The sequence below is a fragment of the Brevibacterium sp. S22 genome, from assembly GCF_004745485.1.
In the GTDB taxonomy this organism is placed as follows: Bacteria; Actinomycetota; Actinomycetes; order Actinomycetales; family Brevibacteriaceae; genus Brevibacterium.
Genome location: NZ_RHFG01000028.1, coordinates 1 through 18045, shown reverse-complemented (window position 1 = coordinate 18045; position 18045 = coordinate 1). Strand labels below are relative to the sequence as shown.

The 18045-nt window shown below is 65.2% G+C and carries 16 protein-coding genes, 1 pseudogene and 1 riboswitch; of the genes and pseudogenes, 9 read left to right on the top strand and 8 right to left on the bottom strand.

Features of this window, described 5'->3' with window-relative positions; translation table 11 throughout:
- Positions 1 to 67 precede the first annotated feature (67 nt).
- Positions 68 to 274: a DUF3073 domain-containing protein gene (locus EB835_RS17100; protein WP_135810655.1), complete on the bottom strand. Its 207-nt coding sequence runs from the start codon at positions 272 to 274 to the stop codon at positions 68 to 70.
- Between the two features lie 127 nt (positions 275 to 401).
- Between EB835_RS17100 and EB835_RS17095 the strand changes: the two genes are divergently transcribed.
- The 3 genes from EB835_RS17095 (at position 402) to EB835_RS17085 (ending at position 2821) form a co-directional block, all read left to right on the top strand.
- Entirely contained in the window at positions 402 to 1217 is an 816-nt protein-coding gene (locus EB835_RS17095; RefSeq protein ID WP_135810654.1) for a hypothetical protein, read from the top strand.
- A 129-nt stretch (positions 1218 to 1346) separates the two neighbouring features.
- The gene (locus EB835_RS17090; protein WP_135810653.1) at positions 1347 to 1922 is read left to right on the top strand and encodes a hypothetical protein; all 576 of its coding nucleotides are present in this window, start codon (positions 1347 to 1349) and stop codon (positions 1920 to 1922) included.
- Positions 1919 to 2821 (top strand): hypothetical protein, encoded by a 903-nt coding sequence (locus EB835_RS17085; RefSeq protein WP_240688815.1) that lies wholly within the window; start codon positions 1919 to 1921, stop codon positions 2819 to 2821. Before EB835_RS17090 ends, EB835_RS17085 begins: the two co-directional genes overlap by 4 nt.
- Here EB835_RS17085 and EB835_RS17080 read toward each other — a convergent pair.
- Complete coding sequence (locus EB835_RS17080; protein WP_205749971.1) at positions 2818 to 3744, bottom strand: LysR family transcriptional regulator; 927 nt, start codon at positions 3742 to 3744, stop codon at positions 2818 to 2820. The two genes, EB835_RS17085 and EB835_RS17080, sit on opposite strands and share 4 nt — an antisense overlap.
- 72 nt (positions 3745 to 3816) lie before the next feature.
- Here EB835_RS17080 and EB835_RS17075 point away from each other — a divergent pair, with 72 nt between their 5' ends.
- Together EB835_RS17075 and EB835_RS17070 are read left to right on the top strand one after the other, a co-directional pair.
- Positions 3817 to 4770 (top strand): EamA family transporter, encoded by a 954-nt coding sequence (locus EB835_RS17075; protein ID WP_135810651.1) that lies wholly within the window; start codon positions 3817 to 3819, stop codon positions 4768 to 4770.
- A 59-nt stretch (positions 4771 to 4829) separates the two neighbouring features.
- Positions 4830 to 6152 carry a hypothetical protein gene (locus EB835_RS17070; protein WP_135810650.1) on the top strand — a complete coding sequence of 441 codons (1323 nt, stop codon included), beginning with the start codon at positions 4830 to 4832 and terminating at the stop codon, positions 6150 to 6152.
- Between the two features lies 1 nt (position 6153).
- Here the strand turns inward: EB835_RS17070 and EB835_RS17065 are convergent, their stop codons facing one another.
- The 4 genes from EB835_RS17065 to EB835_RS17050 all read right to left on the bottom strand — a co-directional run bounded on the left by EB835_RS17065 (position 6154) and on the right by EB835_RS17050 (position 10640).
- Positions 6154 to 7032, bottom strand: a complete 879-nt coding sequence (locus tag EB835_RS17065; RefSeq protein WP_135810679.1) for an AraC family transcriptional regulator — start codon at positions 7030 to 7032, stop codon at positions 6154 to 6156.
- 115 nt (positions 7033 to 7147) lie between these two features.
- Positions 7148 to 8629, bottom strand: a complete 1482-nt coding sequence (locus EB835_RS17060; RefSeq protein ID WP_135810649.1) for a phytoene desaturase family protein — start codon at positions 8627 to 8629, stop codon at positions 7148 to 7150.
- Between the two features lie 41 nt (positions 8630 to 8670).
- Positions 8671 to 9372 carry a TenA family protein gene (locus EB835_RS17055; RefSeq protein ID WP_135810648.1) on the bottom strand — a complete coding sequence of 234 codons (702 nt, stop codon included), beginning with the start codon at positions 9370 to 9372 and terminating at the stop codon, positions 8671 to 8673.
- Positions 9367 to 9473, bottom strand: a riboswitch (TPP riboswitch). It overlaps the preceding gene by 6 nt.
- A gap of 126 nt (positions 9474 to 9599) precedes the next feature.
- Positions 9600 to 10640: an ATP-grasp domain-containing protein gene (locus EB835_RS17050; protein ID WP_135810647.1), complete on the bottom strand. Its 1041-nt coding sequence runs from the start codon at positions 10638 to 10640 to the stop codon at positions 9600 to 9602.
- Between the two features lie 149 nt (positions 10641 to 10789).
- On the opposite strand from EB835_RS17050, the gene EB835_RS17045 reads away from it, so the two are divergent.
- The gene (locus tag EB835_RS17045) at positions 10790 to 11152 is read left to right on the top strand and encodes a VOC family protein (RefSeq protein WP_135810646.1); all 363 of its coding nucleotides are present in this window, start codon (positions 10790 to 10792) and stop codon (positions 11150 to 11152) included.
- A 119-nt stretch (positions 11153 to 11271) separates the two neighbouring features.
- Here EB835_RS17045 and EB835_RS17040 read toward each other — a convergent pair whose 3' ends face one another.
- The gene (locus EB835_RS17040; RefSeq protein WP_135810645.1) at positions 11272 to 12678 is read right to left on the bottom strand and encodes an MFS transporter; all 1407 of its coding nucleotides are present in this window, start codon (positions 12676 to 12678) and stop codon (positions 11272 to 11274) included.
- Positions 12663 to 13575: pseudogene (locus EB835_RS17035) on the bottom strand (IS5 family transposase). Before EB835_RS17035 ends, EB835_RS17040 begins: the two are co-directional and overlap by 16 nt.
- Positions 13576 to 13939: 364 nt before the next feature.
- Between EB835_RS17035 and EB835_RS17030 the strand changes: the two are divergent.
- The 3 genes from EB835_RS17030 to EB835_RS17020 all read left to right on the top strand — a co-directional run bounded on the left by EB835_RS17030 (position 13940) and on the right by EB835_RS17020 (position 17740).
- Entirely contained in the window at positions 13940 to 14473 is a 534-nt protein-coding gene (locus EB835_RS17030) for a HutD family protein (RefSeq protein WP_135810644.1), read from the top strand.
- 199 nt (positions 14474 to 14672) lie between these two features.
- On the top strand, positions 14673 to 16025 hold the full coding sequence (locus EB835_RS17025; protein WP_135810643.1) for a hypothetical protein: 1353 nt from the start codon (positions 14673 to 14675) through the stop codon (positions 16023 to 16025).
- 236 nt (positions 16026 to 16261) lie between these two features.
- Positions 16262 to 17740 (top strand): catalase, encoded by a 1479-nt coding sequence (locus EB835_RS17020; RefSeq protein WP_135810642.1) that lies wholly within the window; start codon positions 16262 to 16264, stop codon positions 17738 to 17740.
- Positions 17741 to 18045 lie beyond the last annotated feature (305 nt).

The window sequence follows — 18045 nt, the reverse complement described above, 5'->3', positions numbered from 1 at the left end:
GCACGACAGAGGGCGGGGACCGAAGTCCCCGCCCTCTGTGATGTCAGTTCAGCCGTGTGCGGCTGGTTCAGTCGTCCTCGTCGTCATCGTCGACGTTGTATTTGTCGGCGTAATCAGAGTAGTCGGGTTCATCGTCGTACGGATCGGACGGACCAGACTTGCGCGCGTCGGCGCCCAGCTCCTGCTGGAGTCTATTAAGGTCGGTATCCGGGCTGTAGTACTTCAGCTTCCGAGCTACCTTGATCTGCTTTGCCTTTGCGCGGCCGCGACCCACTGGCGTGACCCCCTCCGTCGTCAATGGGGCGAGATGCCCCGGACTAGATCTCTGCTATGCGCTTAAATCCTACCTGTTCATACTGGGAAGTTCCATTTTGTGGGTCGACCTTGGATAGGCTGAGCCCATGGCCTACCGTCGCGATTATGTCGTCACCCTGCGGATCTTCGAACCTCTTGTGGTGCATTCCGAATTGCAAGACAGACAGGTGGAGGACAACCGGTCACGCATCGAGGAGCAGGTTTCCCACGACGCCGACAAGCGCTTGATCTCCCTGCCTCCTTCGCCCGTGGCCGATTCTTTTCGGCGCACTCCGATCTTCCTTCCGGCGTCTCAGACCGCGGACGGGGTGGACCGTTTCTGTCCTGCTCAGGAGGACATCCGCGGCTGGGAGGCCCTCGACTCGCTCACCGAGCACACGTCGAAGGCGACCTTGGACATCGTCGCTCCGAAGTCCGCACGTCGACGTGCCGCCAGCCGACGTGCGGAGTGGCTGCAGGACGCCAAGGACACGCGGATCTTCACCCGGGTCTCGGCTTGGGATGTGCCGCCGTCGTGGTGGCTGTTCTTCTCACTGACCGAGGACCAGATCATCACGGAGGAGACCGACGAGGGACTGCGAGTACTCATCCGCACGGACATTCTGGCCGCCTCGGCGCGGATGGAATGGGCCTCGGAGACGATCGCTGACAGTTCGAAGGTCGTCGATATGGTCGAGCAGACCTCGGTTCTGGCCGAATGGATCGACACCTTCGATATGAACTCGATACTCGAACTCGACCTCGGCGGGATGTCCGATGTGCTGTGGCCGAGTGACGCTGCGGAACTCGTCGACTCGTGGGTCACTGCGCTGAGCAATGATGATTCCGAGTCCGCCGTCGCCGCCTTCCAGAAGTATGCGGCAGGCTGGGAGCAGCTCAACCTCTACGCCCGCAGCTCCTGACCCCTCTTGCTACCTGACGGGGGCTCTGCAACCTGGCGCCAGGTTGCAGAGCCCCCGTCAGGTAGTTCTGGGCGGATAGGATTATTGTCAGCGAACGAGCCGCACCCGAGAGGACGAGTCCCGCAGCGTATGGAAGAGAAGAAGCGCCGCCTCCTGACGAGCCAGGACCCCGCCGCGGACTCGGCTGCCACGTCCGCTGCAGACGGCACCGACCAATCCGCCGCAGCCGACTATCACAGCGACAAAGCCCCGACCCGTGTGAAACCGCTGTCGAAGGTCTCCATCGCCTGGCGCATCGTCGTCCCTGCCGTTGCGTTCGTCATCCTCACCTGCGGACAGTTCCTCAACACGAACGACTTCTTCCCGCTCGGCTCGCTGACCCAATACGCCACTGCCAAAGACCTCAACGGCACCGTGAACTCCACCTGTATCGAAGCTCAGTTCCCCGGTGAGGACGAACCGCGCCGCCTCGGCTTCAACGCCGCGACCGTCGGCATCGAACGCGGCGATGTCGAATCCCAGCTCGACCGCGTCATCGCCCACCCCGAGCTCATGCAGTCCCTGGCCGACTCATACGTTCGGCTGCATCCGAACGAACCGAAACCCGAAACGATGATCCTCTGCCGCACCACCACCCAACTGCAGAACGGTCTGGCCGTCGGCGAACCCGAACAGACGACGCTGGCGACCTGGGAGGTCCGATGACCGGCACTCCGACATTGACGACCACCCCCGCCGAGGCGGCCCCCACGAACCCGTTCCTCCGCTGGTTCATGCCCGTCGTGCCGCTGGCTCGGGCGGCCGTGTTCCGCGTCTTCATCTACGTCTTCATCATCATCGATGTGCTCACGATCTCCGGTGACGTCATCGCCCACGGCTGGACACCTGAGTTCTATCAGCCGCTGTGGCTGGCGCGGTTCCTGCACATCCCCGCGGTCAGCGTGCTCGGTGCGCAGATTCTGCTCGCCGCCATCATCGTGTTCTCTCTGCTCGCCGCCGCCGGAATCCTCCAGCGCATCAGCGGCTGGGCGGTGGCGATCAGCTTCGGCGCGTGGATGTTCTACACCCAGGGCTACGGCTACGTGGCACATGATCATATGGCGCTCGTCATCGCCGCTTTCGTCCTGCCGACGATCGGCATCGCCCGATTCCGCGACGTCAGCACCGCCTCGGCGCGGGCCGGCTGGGCGCTTCGGATCGTGCAGATCTCGGTCGTGCTCACCTACTTCTACTCGGTGCTGATGAAGTGGATCGCGTCGGGCAACATCACCCACTGGGCGAACGGCGCAGTCATCATCTGGGCGCTCATGCGCCGCGGCGCCGAATGGTCGAAGCCGTTCCTCGAGATGCCCGGCCTCCTCATCGCCGCACAGTGGGCGACGCTCGTCTTCGAGTTCCTCTCACCGGTCGCCCTGTTCCTCAAGGGCAAGTGGCTCTACGCTGTCGTCGCGTTCTTCTGCCTCTTCCACCTCATGACCTACCTGGCACTGGGCATCCACTTCCTGCCGACCGTCATCTGCTGGGCGGCGTTCCTGCCGCTGGAGAAGCTCGTGCCCAGGCGCTTCAGCGGCACACCAACCAACACAAGCACCGGCGCGGCCTAGTCCTCGACTGCTGGTTCCTCGTCCGCTGTGCCCCCGGTCTGGCTGAGAGCCGCGATCACCGCGCGCACCGCGACCCGTTCGGCCGTGTCCGGGCGCATCACCGCAACGATCCACCGCGTCGTCGTCACCCCCGTCAGCGGTACCAGTGCCAAACCCGCATCTCGCGGTGTCGTGAATCGGGGGAGGAGTGCGACCTGATCCGAGGAGGCGACGATCGCCTCAATGAGACGGTTGTCCCGAATGCGTTGGACGACGTCGAGGTCGCGACCGGTGACGTGCTCGATCGAGGTGAGGATCGTGTCGAAGGGATACCCGCGCGGCACTCCGACCCAGCGGCAGCCGACGACATCGTCCGGGGTCAGTGACGCGCGGCCGGCGAGCGGATGGTCGCTCGCGAGGGCGACGTCGATGGGCTCGCGGGCGAGCGGAACGACGGTGAGTCCGTCCGTGCCGAGGGGGCGTTCGGCGACGAGGCTGTGCGCGACGACGATGTCGACGTCCCGGGTCAGCCCCGCGAATTCGTGTTCGGCGAGGTCGACGTCGTCCATCCGCAGCTCGACCGCCGGGTGCTCCTGACGCAGTCGCCGCAGGGCGTCAGGGAGGAGATAGGTGAGGGCACTCGGCAGTCCGGTCAGGCTGATCTCTCCGACAGCCTCGCCGAGGTGGCCCTCCCACTGCGCTTGCACGCGGGCCAGCGTACGGGCCACCTCCCGCCCGCCGTGGGCGAGCAGACGTCCCGCGGCGGTAAGCGTGAGTCCGCGTCCGGCGGGTTCGACGAGGGTGCGGCCGATCTCGCGGCCGGCCTGCCGCAGCTGCTGCGAGACGGCCGACGGGGAGCGGTGCGTGACGTCGGCGACGGCGGTGACGCTGCCGTACTCGTCGAACAGGCGGAGCAGTTCGAGGTGCCTCGGATCAATATCCATGAAGCCAGGCTACACAGTAGCTGAAGCATCGTGCGATTGTGCTTCAGTATGACCGGGCCCGAGAATAAGGCCATGTCTTTCAAACACTGTCTGCTGGCCGCCTCGGTGGCGGTGATGTGGGGGTTGAACTTCCTCGCGATCGACCTCTCGCTCGACCAGTTCCCGCCATTCTTCCTCGTTGCCCTGCGCTTCGGTCTCCTCGCGCTGCCGGCGCTGCTGTTCGTGCCGAAACCGGACGTGAAGTTCCGCTGGATCGCCGGCTACGGGCTCGGCTTCGGGGTCCTGCAGTTCGCGTTCCTCTACTGGGCGATGGCCACCGGCATGCCCACCGGCCTGGCATCCTTGGTCCTCCAGGCCTCGGGACCCTTCACCGTGCTGCTGGGGATGACGTTTCTGCGCGAGCGGGTCCGTGCCTCCCAGATGGTGTTCCTCGTCGTCGCGATGGCCGGCCTCGGAGTCGTCGGCTGGCAGCGCCTCGACTCATCGGCGAGCTTCCTGCCCTTCCTCCTGACCGTGGCCGGCGCGTTCGGGTGGGCGATCGGCAATATCTGCAATCGGCAGGCGAAGTCGGTCGAACCCGTGAAGTTCACGATGTGGATGTCGATCATCCCGCCGCTGCCGATGCTCCTCATCTCGCTCATCGTCGAAGGACCGACCGCGATCGGCACGTCGATGACGACGCTCGGCTCGGCGACCGGCATGATCGGTCTCGCGGGGCTGATCTACACCGTCGTCATCGCGACGATCCTCGGCTCCGGCATCTGGTCGTGGCTGATGTCGCGCAATCCCGCCGGGGTCGTCGCCCCGTTCTCCATGCTCGTACCCGTGGTCGGTATGAGCGCGGCCTGGCTCGTCCTCGGGGAGACCGTGACTGCCGGAGAGCTGTGTGGTGCCGTGCTCGTCATCATCGGGGTCCTCGGTGCCGGGCTGAAGGCGGCGAAAGGGGCACGGATCCTCGCCGAGGCGGTGCCCATCGACGAGACAAACATCGAGGAGCCGCGTTCCGACGTCCCCAGCGGGACGTGATGACGGCAACGGAGACGTGATGACGGCAGTGGAGCACGCACCGATTTAGGGTGGTGCCCATGACCGCATCGGAGAATCGCCCGCTCACCGCCGAGGATCTGCTCGCGTCTCCGCGGGGACGATCGCTGGTGTTCGGGCTGGCACTGCGCGGCCGGACAGACGAATTCGACGACGGAGCTGAGCCCCTCACCGAGGAGGCGCGTGCCTTGGATGAGTTTCGCAGTGCGGTGTTCGCCGCCGGTTCACACATCGACAGGGCGCAGGGGCTCGCCGTGACGGTGTACCTGCGCGCGGACGACTCGGAGGTCGAATCGGAGCCGGAACTCCAACTGGAGCCGACGAACGTGAGACCCGTCGCTGTCGCGACACAGCTGCGACGAGTCACTCCGGTGACGCCGACCCAGGCTGATCTTGAGAACGAGATGGCCGAGGTCATCACCGGCGCCATGTACTGGCAGCCACCGCACGGCGACGACCAGATCGCCTCCGACCCCGTGGTGCGCGAAGCCCTGCGCCCTTTCGCCGAGAACCTCATCGACACCGGGCTGCTCGACAGTTGGTCGCGCCCGCTCAAAACAGATGATCAATGGGCCCTGGCCTGGGATGATGCAGAGCACCGTGGTTCACTGCCGGCGGTCTTCGACCTTGAGTCGGACCCCGCCGACTCTTCGGAAGAGCATCCGGAGATCACTCTGACCGATCTCTATCCGCCCGACGGGGGTGGGGAGATCCGGCAGCCCTGGGGACTCGGCGAGTGGCTCGCAGATGTCCTCACCACGGAAACCCGGTACCGTCACGACTTCGCGAAGAATCCGTATGAGGAGGTCTCGGGCGAATGGTGGTCGACCCCGCCGGCCGGCCTCTGGTCATCGACGGCGACTTGGCCGGACGGAACCCCGATCGGCGTCGAGCTCGTCGAAGACGATTTCGGTCTCAATCGTGCCCGGGCCTGCCGCCTGAGACTGAACCCGGACGCCCGCATCGCCGAGATCCGTACACCTGAGGACTGGGCCGATCTGTGCCGTCGCCACCCGCTCGACGTCACCGCCGGGCGCCGTCAGGTCTGGTTCGAGACCACCGGGCGCAAGGGTCGCTGGGTCATCCCAGACTGGTCGCAGGTGGCCGAGGAATTCGACGGCGTCCACGTCGGTCTGTCCGGCTACCTGCGTACGGCAGGCGTGGTCATTGACGTAGCGCAGGGCCACCTCGGCGAGGAGTCAGAGACCATGCCCACGATGGGCAATACCGACGATCAGACCGCGAGCCTGATGGCGGGTTGGCACCCGGATACGACGTTCTGGCTGGGTGATGTCATCGACACCGTCGCCGTGGTGGTCGAATGGCACTTCGACGACGATGCCGACCGGTGGGTGCGGGGCTGAATCAGGCTCGCTCCACGGGCAGCCAGAGTTCGGTCGTCGCGGTGCTGAAGTCCTCGGCGTGATCGAGGATCGACACGATCGAGGGTCCCGGACGCAGCCGCCACGGGTTCGATGGGAACCATTCGCCGGCCGTGGCCGCCCACGTGTCCTGCAGCGCCTTCGGGTACGGGCCGCTTGCCGTGAAGACGGCCCACATTCCGGCCGGGACATCGATGGCATCGAGGTCACCCGGCGCCGAGGCGGCCGCCGAGACAGCGACCCCGTGCAGATAGGTGAGATCGGTCCCTTCCCGATAGTCCGGATCCACACCGTCCGTGACCTGGAGCAGACCGGCCGGTGTCGTGTCCGAGAGCGTCTTGAGCCGTTCGTGCTCGGCGGTCGGGAGCGAAGCGACGAACTCGCGGATATGCGGGTTCTCTCCCTCGTGGATGAGCGGCACGCGCACAGCATGGCCGATGAGTGCGAATGCGGGGTGGTCGATGATTGTGGTGTCCATGGTCGAACTCCCTTCGATCGTCAGGCGGAACCTGAGTGACTGTTGACTGCGAAGGGGACCGCCAGTGCGCCGAATCTCGGACGGGGCCGCACCGTGGACGGACCGAAATGCGCGTGTGAATGCCTCGGTCGATCCGTATCCGTACTGCACCGCCACGCTCAGCAGATCCTCACCGTCGATGACATCACCTGCGGCGACGGTCATTCTGCGCCTGCGGACATATTCCGACAGCGGCATTCCCGCCAGCGATGAGAACATCCGACGCAGATGGTACTCGGTCGTGCCGAGCCTGGCAGCCAGCGCATCGACCTCGACGGACTCTGCGGAATCGGCAGACAGATTCGACTCGATGACGTCGATGAGTGTGTTGAGTTCAGCGATCACGGTCTCTCCCTTCACTCATCCATACTCCCGGCGAGCCGGGGTGCCCCGCCCGACGATCTGTGCCCGATTCGATCAGGTCTGAGGCGCTCGGGCGTTCCCGCGGTGACGCGCTCGATCAGTCTCCGGGGCTCAGGCTCGGGGCTTCGGCGATGCCGAACCGGGTCTTGAGCGCTCGGCGGGCCGCGAACCAGCCGTTCATTCCGTGCACGCCGGGGGCCGGTGGAGTCGCAGCCGAGCACAGGAACGCCCCGGGGGCGCCGAGGCTGTAGGAGTCCCACGTCAGACGCGGGCGGGCCATCATCCGGTAGAAGGTCACGACGCCGGTGGCGATGTCCCCGCCGATGTAGTTCTGGTTGTGCCCGGCCATCTCGGAGGCGGGAATGGCGTTGTGAGCGACGATGCGGTCGCGGAAGCCGGGCGCGAAGCGTTCGATCTGCCGGGTGATGTATTCGGTCGGGTCGAGCGGGCAGTCGAAGGGCACATGTGCGTAGGTCCACAGCGGCCGCAGCCCGCCCACCTCGCGGGAGGGATCGAAGACGGTCGGGTCGGAGACGAGGCACACGGGATCGGCAGGCATGCGTCCAGACATCACGGTCGCCTCGGCGGCGGCCATCTGCGCACGTGAGCCACCCACGTGAATGGTGCCGGCGCGGTTGACGTCGGGGTCGGACCAGGGAACCGGACCGTCGAGGACGAAGTCGACCTTGGCCGCAGCATTGCCGTGCTCGAACGTCCGCAGGCTCCTATCGACCTGAGCCGGCAGCAGCCCGGAGAAGATCTTCGCCGCCCCCAACGCCGAGGTGTCGAGCAGGTAGGCGCGGGCCTTGGGCAGGTCGGTGACATGGCCGATCGGCGAATTCGCGTGCACGGTCCCGCCGTGGGTTTCGAGATCGGCGACGAGGTGGTCGATGATCGCCTGGGACCCGCCGATGGGTGAGGGCCAACCGCCGGCGTGAGCGACCGTGGAGAGCATCGTAGCCGTGGCGGCCGTGCCCATCGCCGGCAGCCCGCCGATCGCATGCGCGGCAACACCGGTGAACAGGGCCTGGCTTGATTCGTGGGACAGCGGAATGTTCCATGCGGGGCTGGCCTGGCCCAGCAGCCGGAGCCCGAACTTCACGACATTGGCGATTCCCGGCAGATCGCGCAGGGTCGTCGGCACCGAACGTTTGTCACCGAGCGAGAGCCAGATGGCGTCATCGACGCGGTCGAGCAGCGGAGCGAAGAAGCGCCGCCATTCCGGTCCGGCCTCGCCGAGGCGGTCGACGGTTTCGTCGAGATCGTGGAAGGCCAGCGCGGCGAGTCTGCCGTCGAGCGGTTGGGCGTAGGAGATCTCGGGAGTGGTCAGCTCCATACCGCGGGCGCGCAGGTCGAAGTCGACGAAGAAGGGGCTGGCGATCGCCAGAGGATGGACCGCCGAGCAAATGTCGTGGGTGATGCCCGGGGCCAGGCCGAGGTCGAGAGTGCGGGCCCCGCCGCCGATCGTCGATTCGGCTTCGAAGACTTCGACGGTCAGTCCCGCCCGAGCCAGAGTGACCGCGGCAGCCATGCCATTGGGGCCGGAACCGACGACGACTGCATCCACCTCAGTGCTCATGAGTTCAGTCTAGGGGAGTAGGGCAGCGGGGCTGCCTCGAGTCAATGAGAATCGGTCCGGTAGACGTCGTCGAAGAAGGCACATTCGAGGTCGACGGCTCGCTGCCAGGCGCGAGCCAGGTGGGTGGCTTCAGCAGCTCCGGCGGCTTCGGCGGGGAAGACTCGTTCGAGTTCGTCGACGAGGAACTGCACCCACGCACGGAAGGCGTCGCCTCGGTGCAGGTCGATCCACCCTCGGTGCACCTGGCGTGGAGGTGTCGCATCGCGGGACTCTGCCCAGTCGAGGTAGAGCCATTCGGCGACGACGAGGACGATGAGCAGCTGCGGATACTCCGCGGAGGCGACGGCGTCGTCCATGAGATCCCGGAAGCCTGTCGTCGGTGCAGTCAGTTCGGGGTCGCGGTAGTCGGCAGGACTGACGCCGAACTCGGCGAAGGAATCGACGAAGTAGGTGTCCTCATCGGCGACGAGCATCCCCAGCTGCTTGGCGAACCGCAGCCTTGCATCGAGCGCGTCGGCATGGGCGACGCACGCGCCGAGCATGGACAGGAACGACTCGAAGAACTGGTAGTCCTGCACCAGGTAGTCCCGCATGACAGCATCGTCGATGGTGCCGGCGAAGAGTTCCCGGACGAACCGGTGATCGACGGCCTGAGCCCATTGTCTGCTGGTCGACCTCAGCAGTGCCGATACTGCTCCGTCGGCGGCCACTGTGATCGATGTGTCGAGTTCTGCAGTTGCCATTGCGCTTCCACTCCCTCCGCCGGTGCTCACCGGATCAGGTTCAAAGGGTCTGCGTGTGCACTCTCAGCGCCGATTCTTCCGGCGCTCCCCTGCAGCACCTCGACACTATCACCGGGACAAGGAGGGTTCTCAGGGAGAGAGGACGGGGTGCGACGGACTGATCGGCATCGACGTCCCACACCGCTGGTGCGATCGCCTCACCCTTGCCATCGGGCAGCGCGGCCAGCTCAGCGAGCCGACGCAGCTGAGGGGATCGGTGGGGCCACCTCGGCGAGGGTGTCGGACACGTACTCCGCGATACGGTCGGCGGCGGGCTGACGGCCCGACGAGCGTTCGGCCGCCTCGACGGTGGGGTTGTAGTTCGTGTTCGTGTTGATGTCGTAGACGACCTGCCGACCATCGAGAGTTTCGATGAACTCCACGCCGGCGATCTCGATACCCAGCTCTGCCAAGAGGGCCTCGAGGCGACCGACGAGGGGAGTGTCCCGGGTGATCTCCGGGCGCAGTGCGAACGGTTCGATCGCCGTCGCACCAGCGCTCGCCGCCGTCGCGCGGGCAGAAGCGTCGGGACCGGGGATCTCGCAGGCGTCGGCCGGACACAGTTCGAACGAACCGTCGGAGACGTCGACGCGCACGGCATAGTGGAACCGACCGCCGATGAATTCGGCACGGGTGATGAACGGCTCGGCCGGGCGCACATATTCCTGGACGAGGGTGATCCCGTCGATCGGAGCGTTCGCACCGTCAGGAGCGAAGTCGGCGGCAGCCGCGTCGAGTTCGGCATGGGAATCGAAGCGACGGACACCGAGGCCCTTCCCGCCCTGGTTGTGCTTCGTGATGAATGGGGGAGTGAAGGGTGCGGCCGCCTCGGTGAGGGCTTGAGCACCGAAGGCCGCGGCCGTGTGCGGCACATCGAAACCGTGACCGGACAGCCGACGATGCTGCCGAATCTTGCTCACCTCGAGCTCATAGACCCCACGACCGTTGATGACTCGACGGCCCGCGGCATCGAGCCAGTCGAGGACCGCACGGCCGTACTCCTTGACGTGCGGATCCGTGCGCGTGTGCGCCGACGCTGACAGCCGTGACCAGAACAGCCCGTGCGGGGGTTCGGCGGCGAGGTCGATCGTGGTCTCGGGCAGCAGCCATTCGACGTAGGCCACGCCGAGGCGGTCGAGCGCCTCCGTGAACGGGGTGAGCCATTCGGGGTTGTCATGGATGATGTACACCGCCGGAGCATCGATGGCGGGCAGGGTATGTGAACTCATCGTGGACCTTCACTCGAGGGATGCCGGTGCGGCCGAGAGAAGAGGAGGCATCGGCGGATCTGCTCAACAATCCTACGCCTTGACGGCCGTGGCCCGCCCGCCGTCCTAAGATCCTTCGACATGTCAGTGCGGCGGCGTAGACTCAGGTCATGGCTATTGCAAAGCAGCCCGTTGTCGTGCTCGACGCCCCTGACGCCGGTGAGCTCGCGGAGTTCTACGGAAAACTCCTGGACTGGTCGGTCACCGTCGAAGAGGACGGCACCTGGGCAGAAGTCGTCTCCAGTTCCTGGCCGCCGATCTGCATCCAACAGGTCGAGGACTATCACGCACCCAGTTGGCCCGGTCAGGCCCACCCGCAGCAGATGCACCTCGACGTCATCGTCGACGATCTCGACGTCGCCGAAGAGGCAGTGCTCGAGATCGGTGCGGGCAAGGCCCCTGACCAGCCGGGTGAGACGTTCCGCGTCTTCCTCGACCCGGCCGGCCACCCGTTCTGCCTGTGCAAGGGCTGACCGGCCCCTCCCAGCGCTGATCCGGAGAGACCGTCGGCGCTGATACGCGCCGGCTCAGACAGACGTGCCCGGACAGGACGGAGATCCTGACCGGGCACAGTCGTGGGTGAGCGTGCGGATCAGACCAGGTCGGCCTCCTCGTTGAGCTCCTGGGCGAGGTCCTTCGCCTCTTCCTTCGACGCCGCCGACGGAGTCGAACCCCACAGCGGACGACGATTGCTCTCAGGCACGAAGTGGATCGTGACGAGCCCGATGACTCCTGCGGCCATGAGGTAGATCGCCGGCCACATGAGGAATCCGGTGGCGTTGATGAGCGAGGTCATGACGAACGAGGTCGTGCCGCCGAACAGCGAGATCGAGACGTTGAACGCGATCGCCAGAGCACCGGCTCGGACCATCGTCGGGAACAGCGACGGCAGAGTCGAGGGCATCGTGGCGCTGAAGCAGATGAGGCTGAGCCCCATGATGAGCAGGCCGAGGAAGACCACGAAGTCGTTGTGCCCGCGGATGAGCCACAGCGACGGGAACGAGAGCACGATGAGCGAGAGCGCACCCGCGCGCACAACGGCTTTGCGGCCCACCCTGTCCGAGAGCTTGCCGATGACCGGGATGAGCGCCAGGCAGCAGGCCATGACGATGATCTGCAGGACCTGCGAGGTCAGTTCGGAGACTCCGCCGCTGCCCTGGAGGTCCTCGACCATCGGGAAGTACACGGGAATGAACGAGGTGAGCATGTAGTTCGTCACGTTCCAGGCCAGCACCAGACCACAGCAGGCCAGCAGGTTCGGCCACAGCTTGAAGATCTTCTTGAACTCGCCCTTGGCATGGTTCTTCTGCTCCTCCTGTTCGGAGAGCTTCTCCATCTCCTTGTAGGCAGGAGTGTCGGCGAGCTTCGTGCGCAGGTAGACGCCGATGAAGCCGAGAGGCAGAGCGACGAAGAATGGGATCCTCCAACCCCACGACTCGAGGAATTCGGGAGTCGAAACAGCCTGCATGATCGTGGCGACGAGTGCACCGAGGACGTAGCCGGTGAACGTTCCGACCTCGAGCAGGCTGCCGAGGAAGCCGCGGCGACGGTCGGGTGCGTATTCGGCGATGAACGTCATCGCATTCGAGTACTCGCCGCCGGTGGAGAAGCCCTGGAGCAGACGGCAGGCGAGCAGCAGGAACGGTGCCCACAAGCCGACGGTCGCATAGTCGGGGATGACACCGATGAGGAAGGTGCCGGCGGCCATCATGATCATCGTCATCGCGAGCACCTTGTTGCGCCCGATCTTGTCGGCCAGAGGGCCGAACACCAGACCGCCGAGAGGACGGACGAGGAAGGCGACGGCGAAGAGTCCGGCAACGATGACGGTCCCGATCGGTCCTGAGTCCTCCGGCAGGAAGATTCCCTCGATCACGACTGCGAGGTAGCCGTAGACGCCGAAGTCGTACCATTCGGTGATGTTGCCGATGGCCGCGGCACCGATGGCCCGCTTCGTGACGTCGGGCTTGGGGCATGTCTCCTTTATCGGCGGAGCCATGTCAGAATCGCGCTGATCACGACTGCAGCTCGATAGGTGATGGCGAGCTTGTCGTATCTCGTCGCTAACCCTCGCCATTGCTTGACGTAGGCAAACGAACGCTCCACAACGTTACGGTTCCGATAGGCGCCGGCGTCGAACACTGGCGGCCGGCCACCTTTGCTGCCGCGCTTTTTCCTTGTCGCGATCTGGTCTTTCTTCTCCGGGATCACCGCCCGAATACCGCGGCCGCGCAGGTAGTCGCGGTTGCCTTTGGACCCATAAGCTCGATCGGCCAAGACCGCGTCCGGACGTGTGCGAGCACGACCACCACCAGCCCGCGGCACTCGAATATCGGCCAGCACTTGCGGCAGGATCACTCCGTCATGACGCTGCCCGCCGGTGATCACCACAGCCAAAGGCCGACCTTTACCGTCGACGGCGTGGTGGATCTTCGTTGTCAGCCCACCGCGTGAGCGACCGATGCCGTGTCCGGCTGGTTCACATTCCTGATCGGGCAGATTCTTGTAGTTCGATGTAGCCCCCTGTGTCCTGGTCAGGGCGTGTCGTGTTCGTTGCGTGCTGGTGGGCACGGTTGATGGTGCCATCGATGGAGATGTTCCAATCGATGTCACCGGCTGCGTCGGCTTCAGAGAGCACTCGGGCCAGCACACGGTCCCAGGTGCCGTCGGCGGCGTAGCGGCGGTGGCGTTTCCATACTGTCTGCCAGGGGCCGAAGTGTTCGCGTGGCAGGTCGCGCCAGGCGATGCCGGCTCGGTAGCGGTAGACGATTCCTTCGACGATTCGGCGGTTGTTCTCAAATGGTCGGGCTCTCTTGCCGGCGTTCGAGGGCAGTAGCGGTTCGATTCGTGCCCACTGCTCATCAGTGAATACTCGGTGTCGTTGCTGTGTAGTCACCAATCCAGCGTGTCAGCCCAAGAGCCCCACATAAAGGAGACATGCCCTAGTCACTGTGATCTCTTCCGGCCGCCACCGCCGGCGGACATTGTCCGGTCCGAACATGTCCCTCCCTCCGATTGCCGGTGAGAGGCTTGCGGGAACGCGACCCGGGCGCGAACTCGCAGAGTGTGAGAATCACGCGCAGTCGTCTCCGCGAGCCCCTCATCGTTCTGATTGATGTCGTTGCTCTCAGCCGGGTCGCCCCGACGAAAAACACCACTCAAGGCTAGTCCTCTCAGCTCTCATAGCAACCCCGTTTGTGAGGGAACCCCCGATATCGAGGCTGTGAACAACCCGTCGCGGGTCCGTCTAAAGTAGTTCCATGCGCGTTCTCACCAGCTTCGATGATCGTGATCCCGTTCCCTGGGCCAACGGTGCCGGGGAGACGACCGAGCTCGTCTCCCTCGCCGACTCCGAGAGTCTGACCCCGCTTGCGCGGCCGTGGCGACTGAGCATCGCACGGCTCGATCGCACCGCCGAGTTCTCCGCCCTGCCCGGGATGGTGCGCACCTTCCTGCCCACCGCCGAGGTGGTGCTGTCCGTCGACGGTCGAACGCAGCGCATTCCCCGGCTGACTCCGCTGCGCTTCCGCGGGGACCAAGCCGTCGTGCTCACTGAACTGGGTGAGCCGTGCTTCGCAGTCAATCTGATGGTCGCTCAGGCGGATTCGGTCGACCCGCCTCGGCGAGGGCTGGTGATGATCGGCCCCGATGAGGAACGCACAGTGAGTGCCGACGACGGCGCCGCCTTCCTTCTCACCCTCGCGTCGAACCCTGACCACCCACGTTTCCAGCTGCTCGAACTCACCGGTTGCGATGGTCCGACCGACCGCCTCGGCGGAGTCCTCCTGCACTGAGGGAAGACGGGACTCTCACGGCTGGGGAAATGATGTGAAACGGGTGTCTGCCGCATCACACCGGTCTTCGTTTTCGCAGGTCATCGCCTCTGCCCGCAGTCCAGGGGGTCAGCGATCTCCCAGACTGGGAGGGGGTGGGTCAGGTTGCCCGGACACTCGAGTCCGATACTGGTGAGAAGTACGTGTTTATGGAGGACCATTGGCATCGAATCACGGCGAACCCGACCAGACGGACAAGCAGCGGACGACTCCCGGCAGTGAGGCCCCGACGAGTGCGCCGCAGCACTCTCAGACCCTGCCGCTCATCACCGAGGAGATCGCGGAGAAGCCTCGCACCGAGGCGACGCCGACCGAGCATGTCACCACTCCGGTGATGCCGCCCAATCCGATCAGCCGTGACGATCGGACCGGAGCAGATCCGGCAAAGACCGTGTCGGCGGAAGCCGTGGGCGCCGGGGGCGGACAACAGGCTGCCTCGGTACCGTCGCCGGACGGCCGTGAGGCGGCCGAAGCGGATGGCGATGCTGACGAGAAGAAGTCCGAAGGACGCATCTCGGCGACCCAGCTCATCGCGGGTGCCGGTGCTGCGGCGACCTCTTCGGTCATCGGCGGTCAGCTCGGCGTCGCCGGCACCGTCGTCGGTGCCGGCATCGCGAGCATCGTCACCGGTCTCGCTGTCACCCTCTACGGACGCAGCCTCGACAAAGGCAAGGAGAAGATCCAGGAGGTCGGCTCCAAGCTGGCCCCGGCTGTTAAGGCGAAGATCGCAAAGAACCCCACCGCGAAGACCGCAGCTGTCGATCAGACCCTCGCCGAGGATTCGGCCTTCGCCCCGCCGGAGCCCGCGGGTGTCTACGCAGACGCGACAGCCGCCTCGGCGCCGGGAGACGAAACGGTCGGCGACGAATCAGACACCGGAGCTGACGAAGAACCCCGCACCTGGTGGCAGAAACTGCGTCGCAAGCGGGTTCTCTACCCGCTGACGATCGGTGTCGCCGCCTTCGGAATCGGCCTCGGCGGCGTCGTCATGGCCGAGTCCTTCACCGATGCCGACATCTCCCCTGGCACCTCGCAGATCTCACGATCGGTCTCCGGGCAGTCGTCAGTCGGTGAGGAAACGGATACCGGAAACTCCGATTCCGGATCCTCCGGCGAGGGCTCGAACAGCGGCTCCGAGTCGGGTGCGGACAGTCAGCAGAGCTCCTCCGACAGCGGGTCGGGCGGTCAGACCGGCCAGTCCACCTCGGCGGGGGAGACCGACACTCAGGGCGCGGATTCCAGTCAGAACGGGCAGGGCACGAACTCCTCGACGGACACCGGAACCGACACCGGTTCGACAACTGCCGACGGCACCGAATCGGGCGGCGGAACATCGGCCTCGGACAGCACAGGAGGCAGCGGGAGTGCGGGCGACTCCAGCGGCGGAGCGGAGGGCTCCTCGGGGGCCGGCAACAGCGGATCCTCCGCGGGCGGCGGCGGATCGTCGAGCTCGGGAACCGGCGGATCGGCCGGCGGTTCCAGCGGTGGATCGGCCGCCTCGGCGCAGGGCTGATTCCGGCACCAGCAGGTCAGGGAATTTAGACAGTCCACCCTTGGTTGTACCGATCAGAGAACCTCGCTAGGTTGAAAGTGACTCCGACGATGTACTTCCGACGTCGGGAAATCGAGATCAGGTGAGGCGCGCGCAACCGTCCGCTCCACAGGCCCGGTGGAAGGCACATCTCTCTGTCGGGCACGGGCGGAGGAATGCGCGAGGTCGCCTGATGTCAAACGGTTGAAGGAGATGTGATGACGCAACATACAGATCATGAATACGCCGGACATGACAATACGAAGCCGTCGACGACCGAGTCCGGTGCGCCGAGGGAATCCGATGCCCACTCGCTGAGCGTCGGCGCGAATGGACCGCTGCTGCTCCACGACGTGGCGCTGGTTGAGAAGCTTGCTCGCTTCGACCGTGAGCGTGTGCCCGAGCGCAGCCCGCACGCCAAGGGATCCGGCGCCTTCGGTGAGCTCGAAGTCACCGCAGACGTCTCCGCCTACACGAAGGCCGACTTCCTGCAGCCGGGCAAGAAGACCCCGATGCTCGCCCGTTTCTCCACCGTTGCCGGTGAGCTCGGTTCGCCCGACTCCTGGCGCGATGTGCGCGGATTCGCGCTGAAGTTCTACACCGAAGAGGGCAACTTCGACATGGTGGGCAACAACACCCCCGTGTTCTTCGTCCGTGATCCCATGAAGTTCCCCGACTTCATCCACTCGCAGAAGCGCCTGCCCGACTCGGGTCTGCGCAGCAACAACATGCAGTGGGACTTCTGGTCGCTCTCCCCCGAGTCGGCGCACCAGGTCTCCTACCTCATGGGACCGCGTGGACTGCCCAAGAGCTGGCGCCACATGAACGGCTACTCCTCGCACACCTACATGTGGGTCAACGCCGAGGGCGAGAAGTTCTGGGTCCAGTACCACTTCCACACCGACCAGGGCGTGGAGAACATGAGCAACGAGGAAGCCGGTCGGATGGCCGGCGAGGACGCGGATATGCACCGCCGCGACCTGTTCGACGCCATCGAGCGCGGAGACTACCCGTCGTGGACCTTCAGCGTGCAGATCATGCCCTACGAAGAGGCCAAGGACTACCGGTTCAACCCCTTCGACCTGACCAAGACCTGGTCGAAGAAGGACTACCCTCTCATCGAGGTCGGCAAGTTCACCCTCAACGAGAACCCCTCGAACCACTTCGCACAGATCGAGCAGGCGGCCTTCAGCCCCTCGAACACCGTGCCGGGAACCGGGCTCTCGCCGGACAAGATGCTTCTGGGGCGCGTGTTCTCCTACCCGGATGCACAGCGCAATCGCATCGGCACGAACTTCAACCAGCTGCCGGTCAACGCTCCTGTCACGAAGACGAACTCGTACGACAAGGAAGGCCAGATGCAGTACCACCACTCGGGTAATGCACCGGTCTACGCCCCGAACTCGTACGGACGGTCCTACCAGGACGAACAGGGCCCGGTCGACAACGGTTGGGAAGCCGACGGCGAGCTCGTGCGCAGCGCCTACAGCCTGCACGCCGAGGACGACGACTTCGGCCAGGCACACACCCTGGTCCGCGAGGTCTATTCGGAGGAGGAGCGCCAGGGTCTCATCGAGACCGTTGCCGGCGGACTCTCCGACGGAGTCGAGGAGCCGGTGCTGTCGAACGCGATCCAGTACTGGAAGAACATCGACGCCGAGGTCGGCGCGGCCATCGAAGCCAAGGTCAAGGGCTGAGGCCTGATTTGACTCGACCGAGCGGCGGCTGACCGCTGACGTCGAAACGGCGGCCCGGATACCGAACAAGGTACCCGGGCCGCCGTTTTCGTCCCCTCCCTTCCCTCCCCGAACTACCCGACGGCGGCTCTGCAACCTCGATCCTTCTATGTCTTGTCAAGCAGGTTGAGGAACGGTATCTAGTGTCGCGTGTCGTTAATTCCTGAATGGTTGGGTGTTTGGGAGAATTGGTTTATGGCGAATTCTCCCGCTCCGGCTCTGACCCTGCTCGAGGATGAGGAACCACTGCTGCGTGAGTGGTTGAG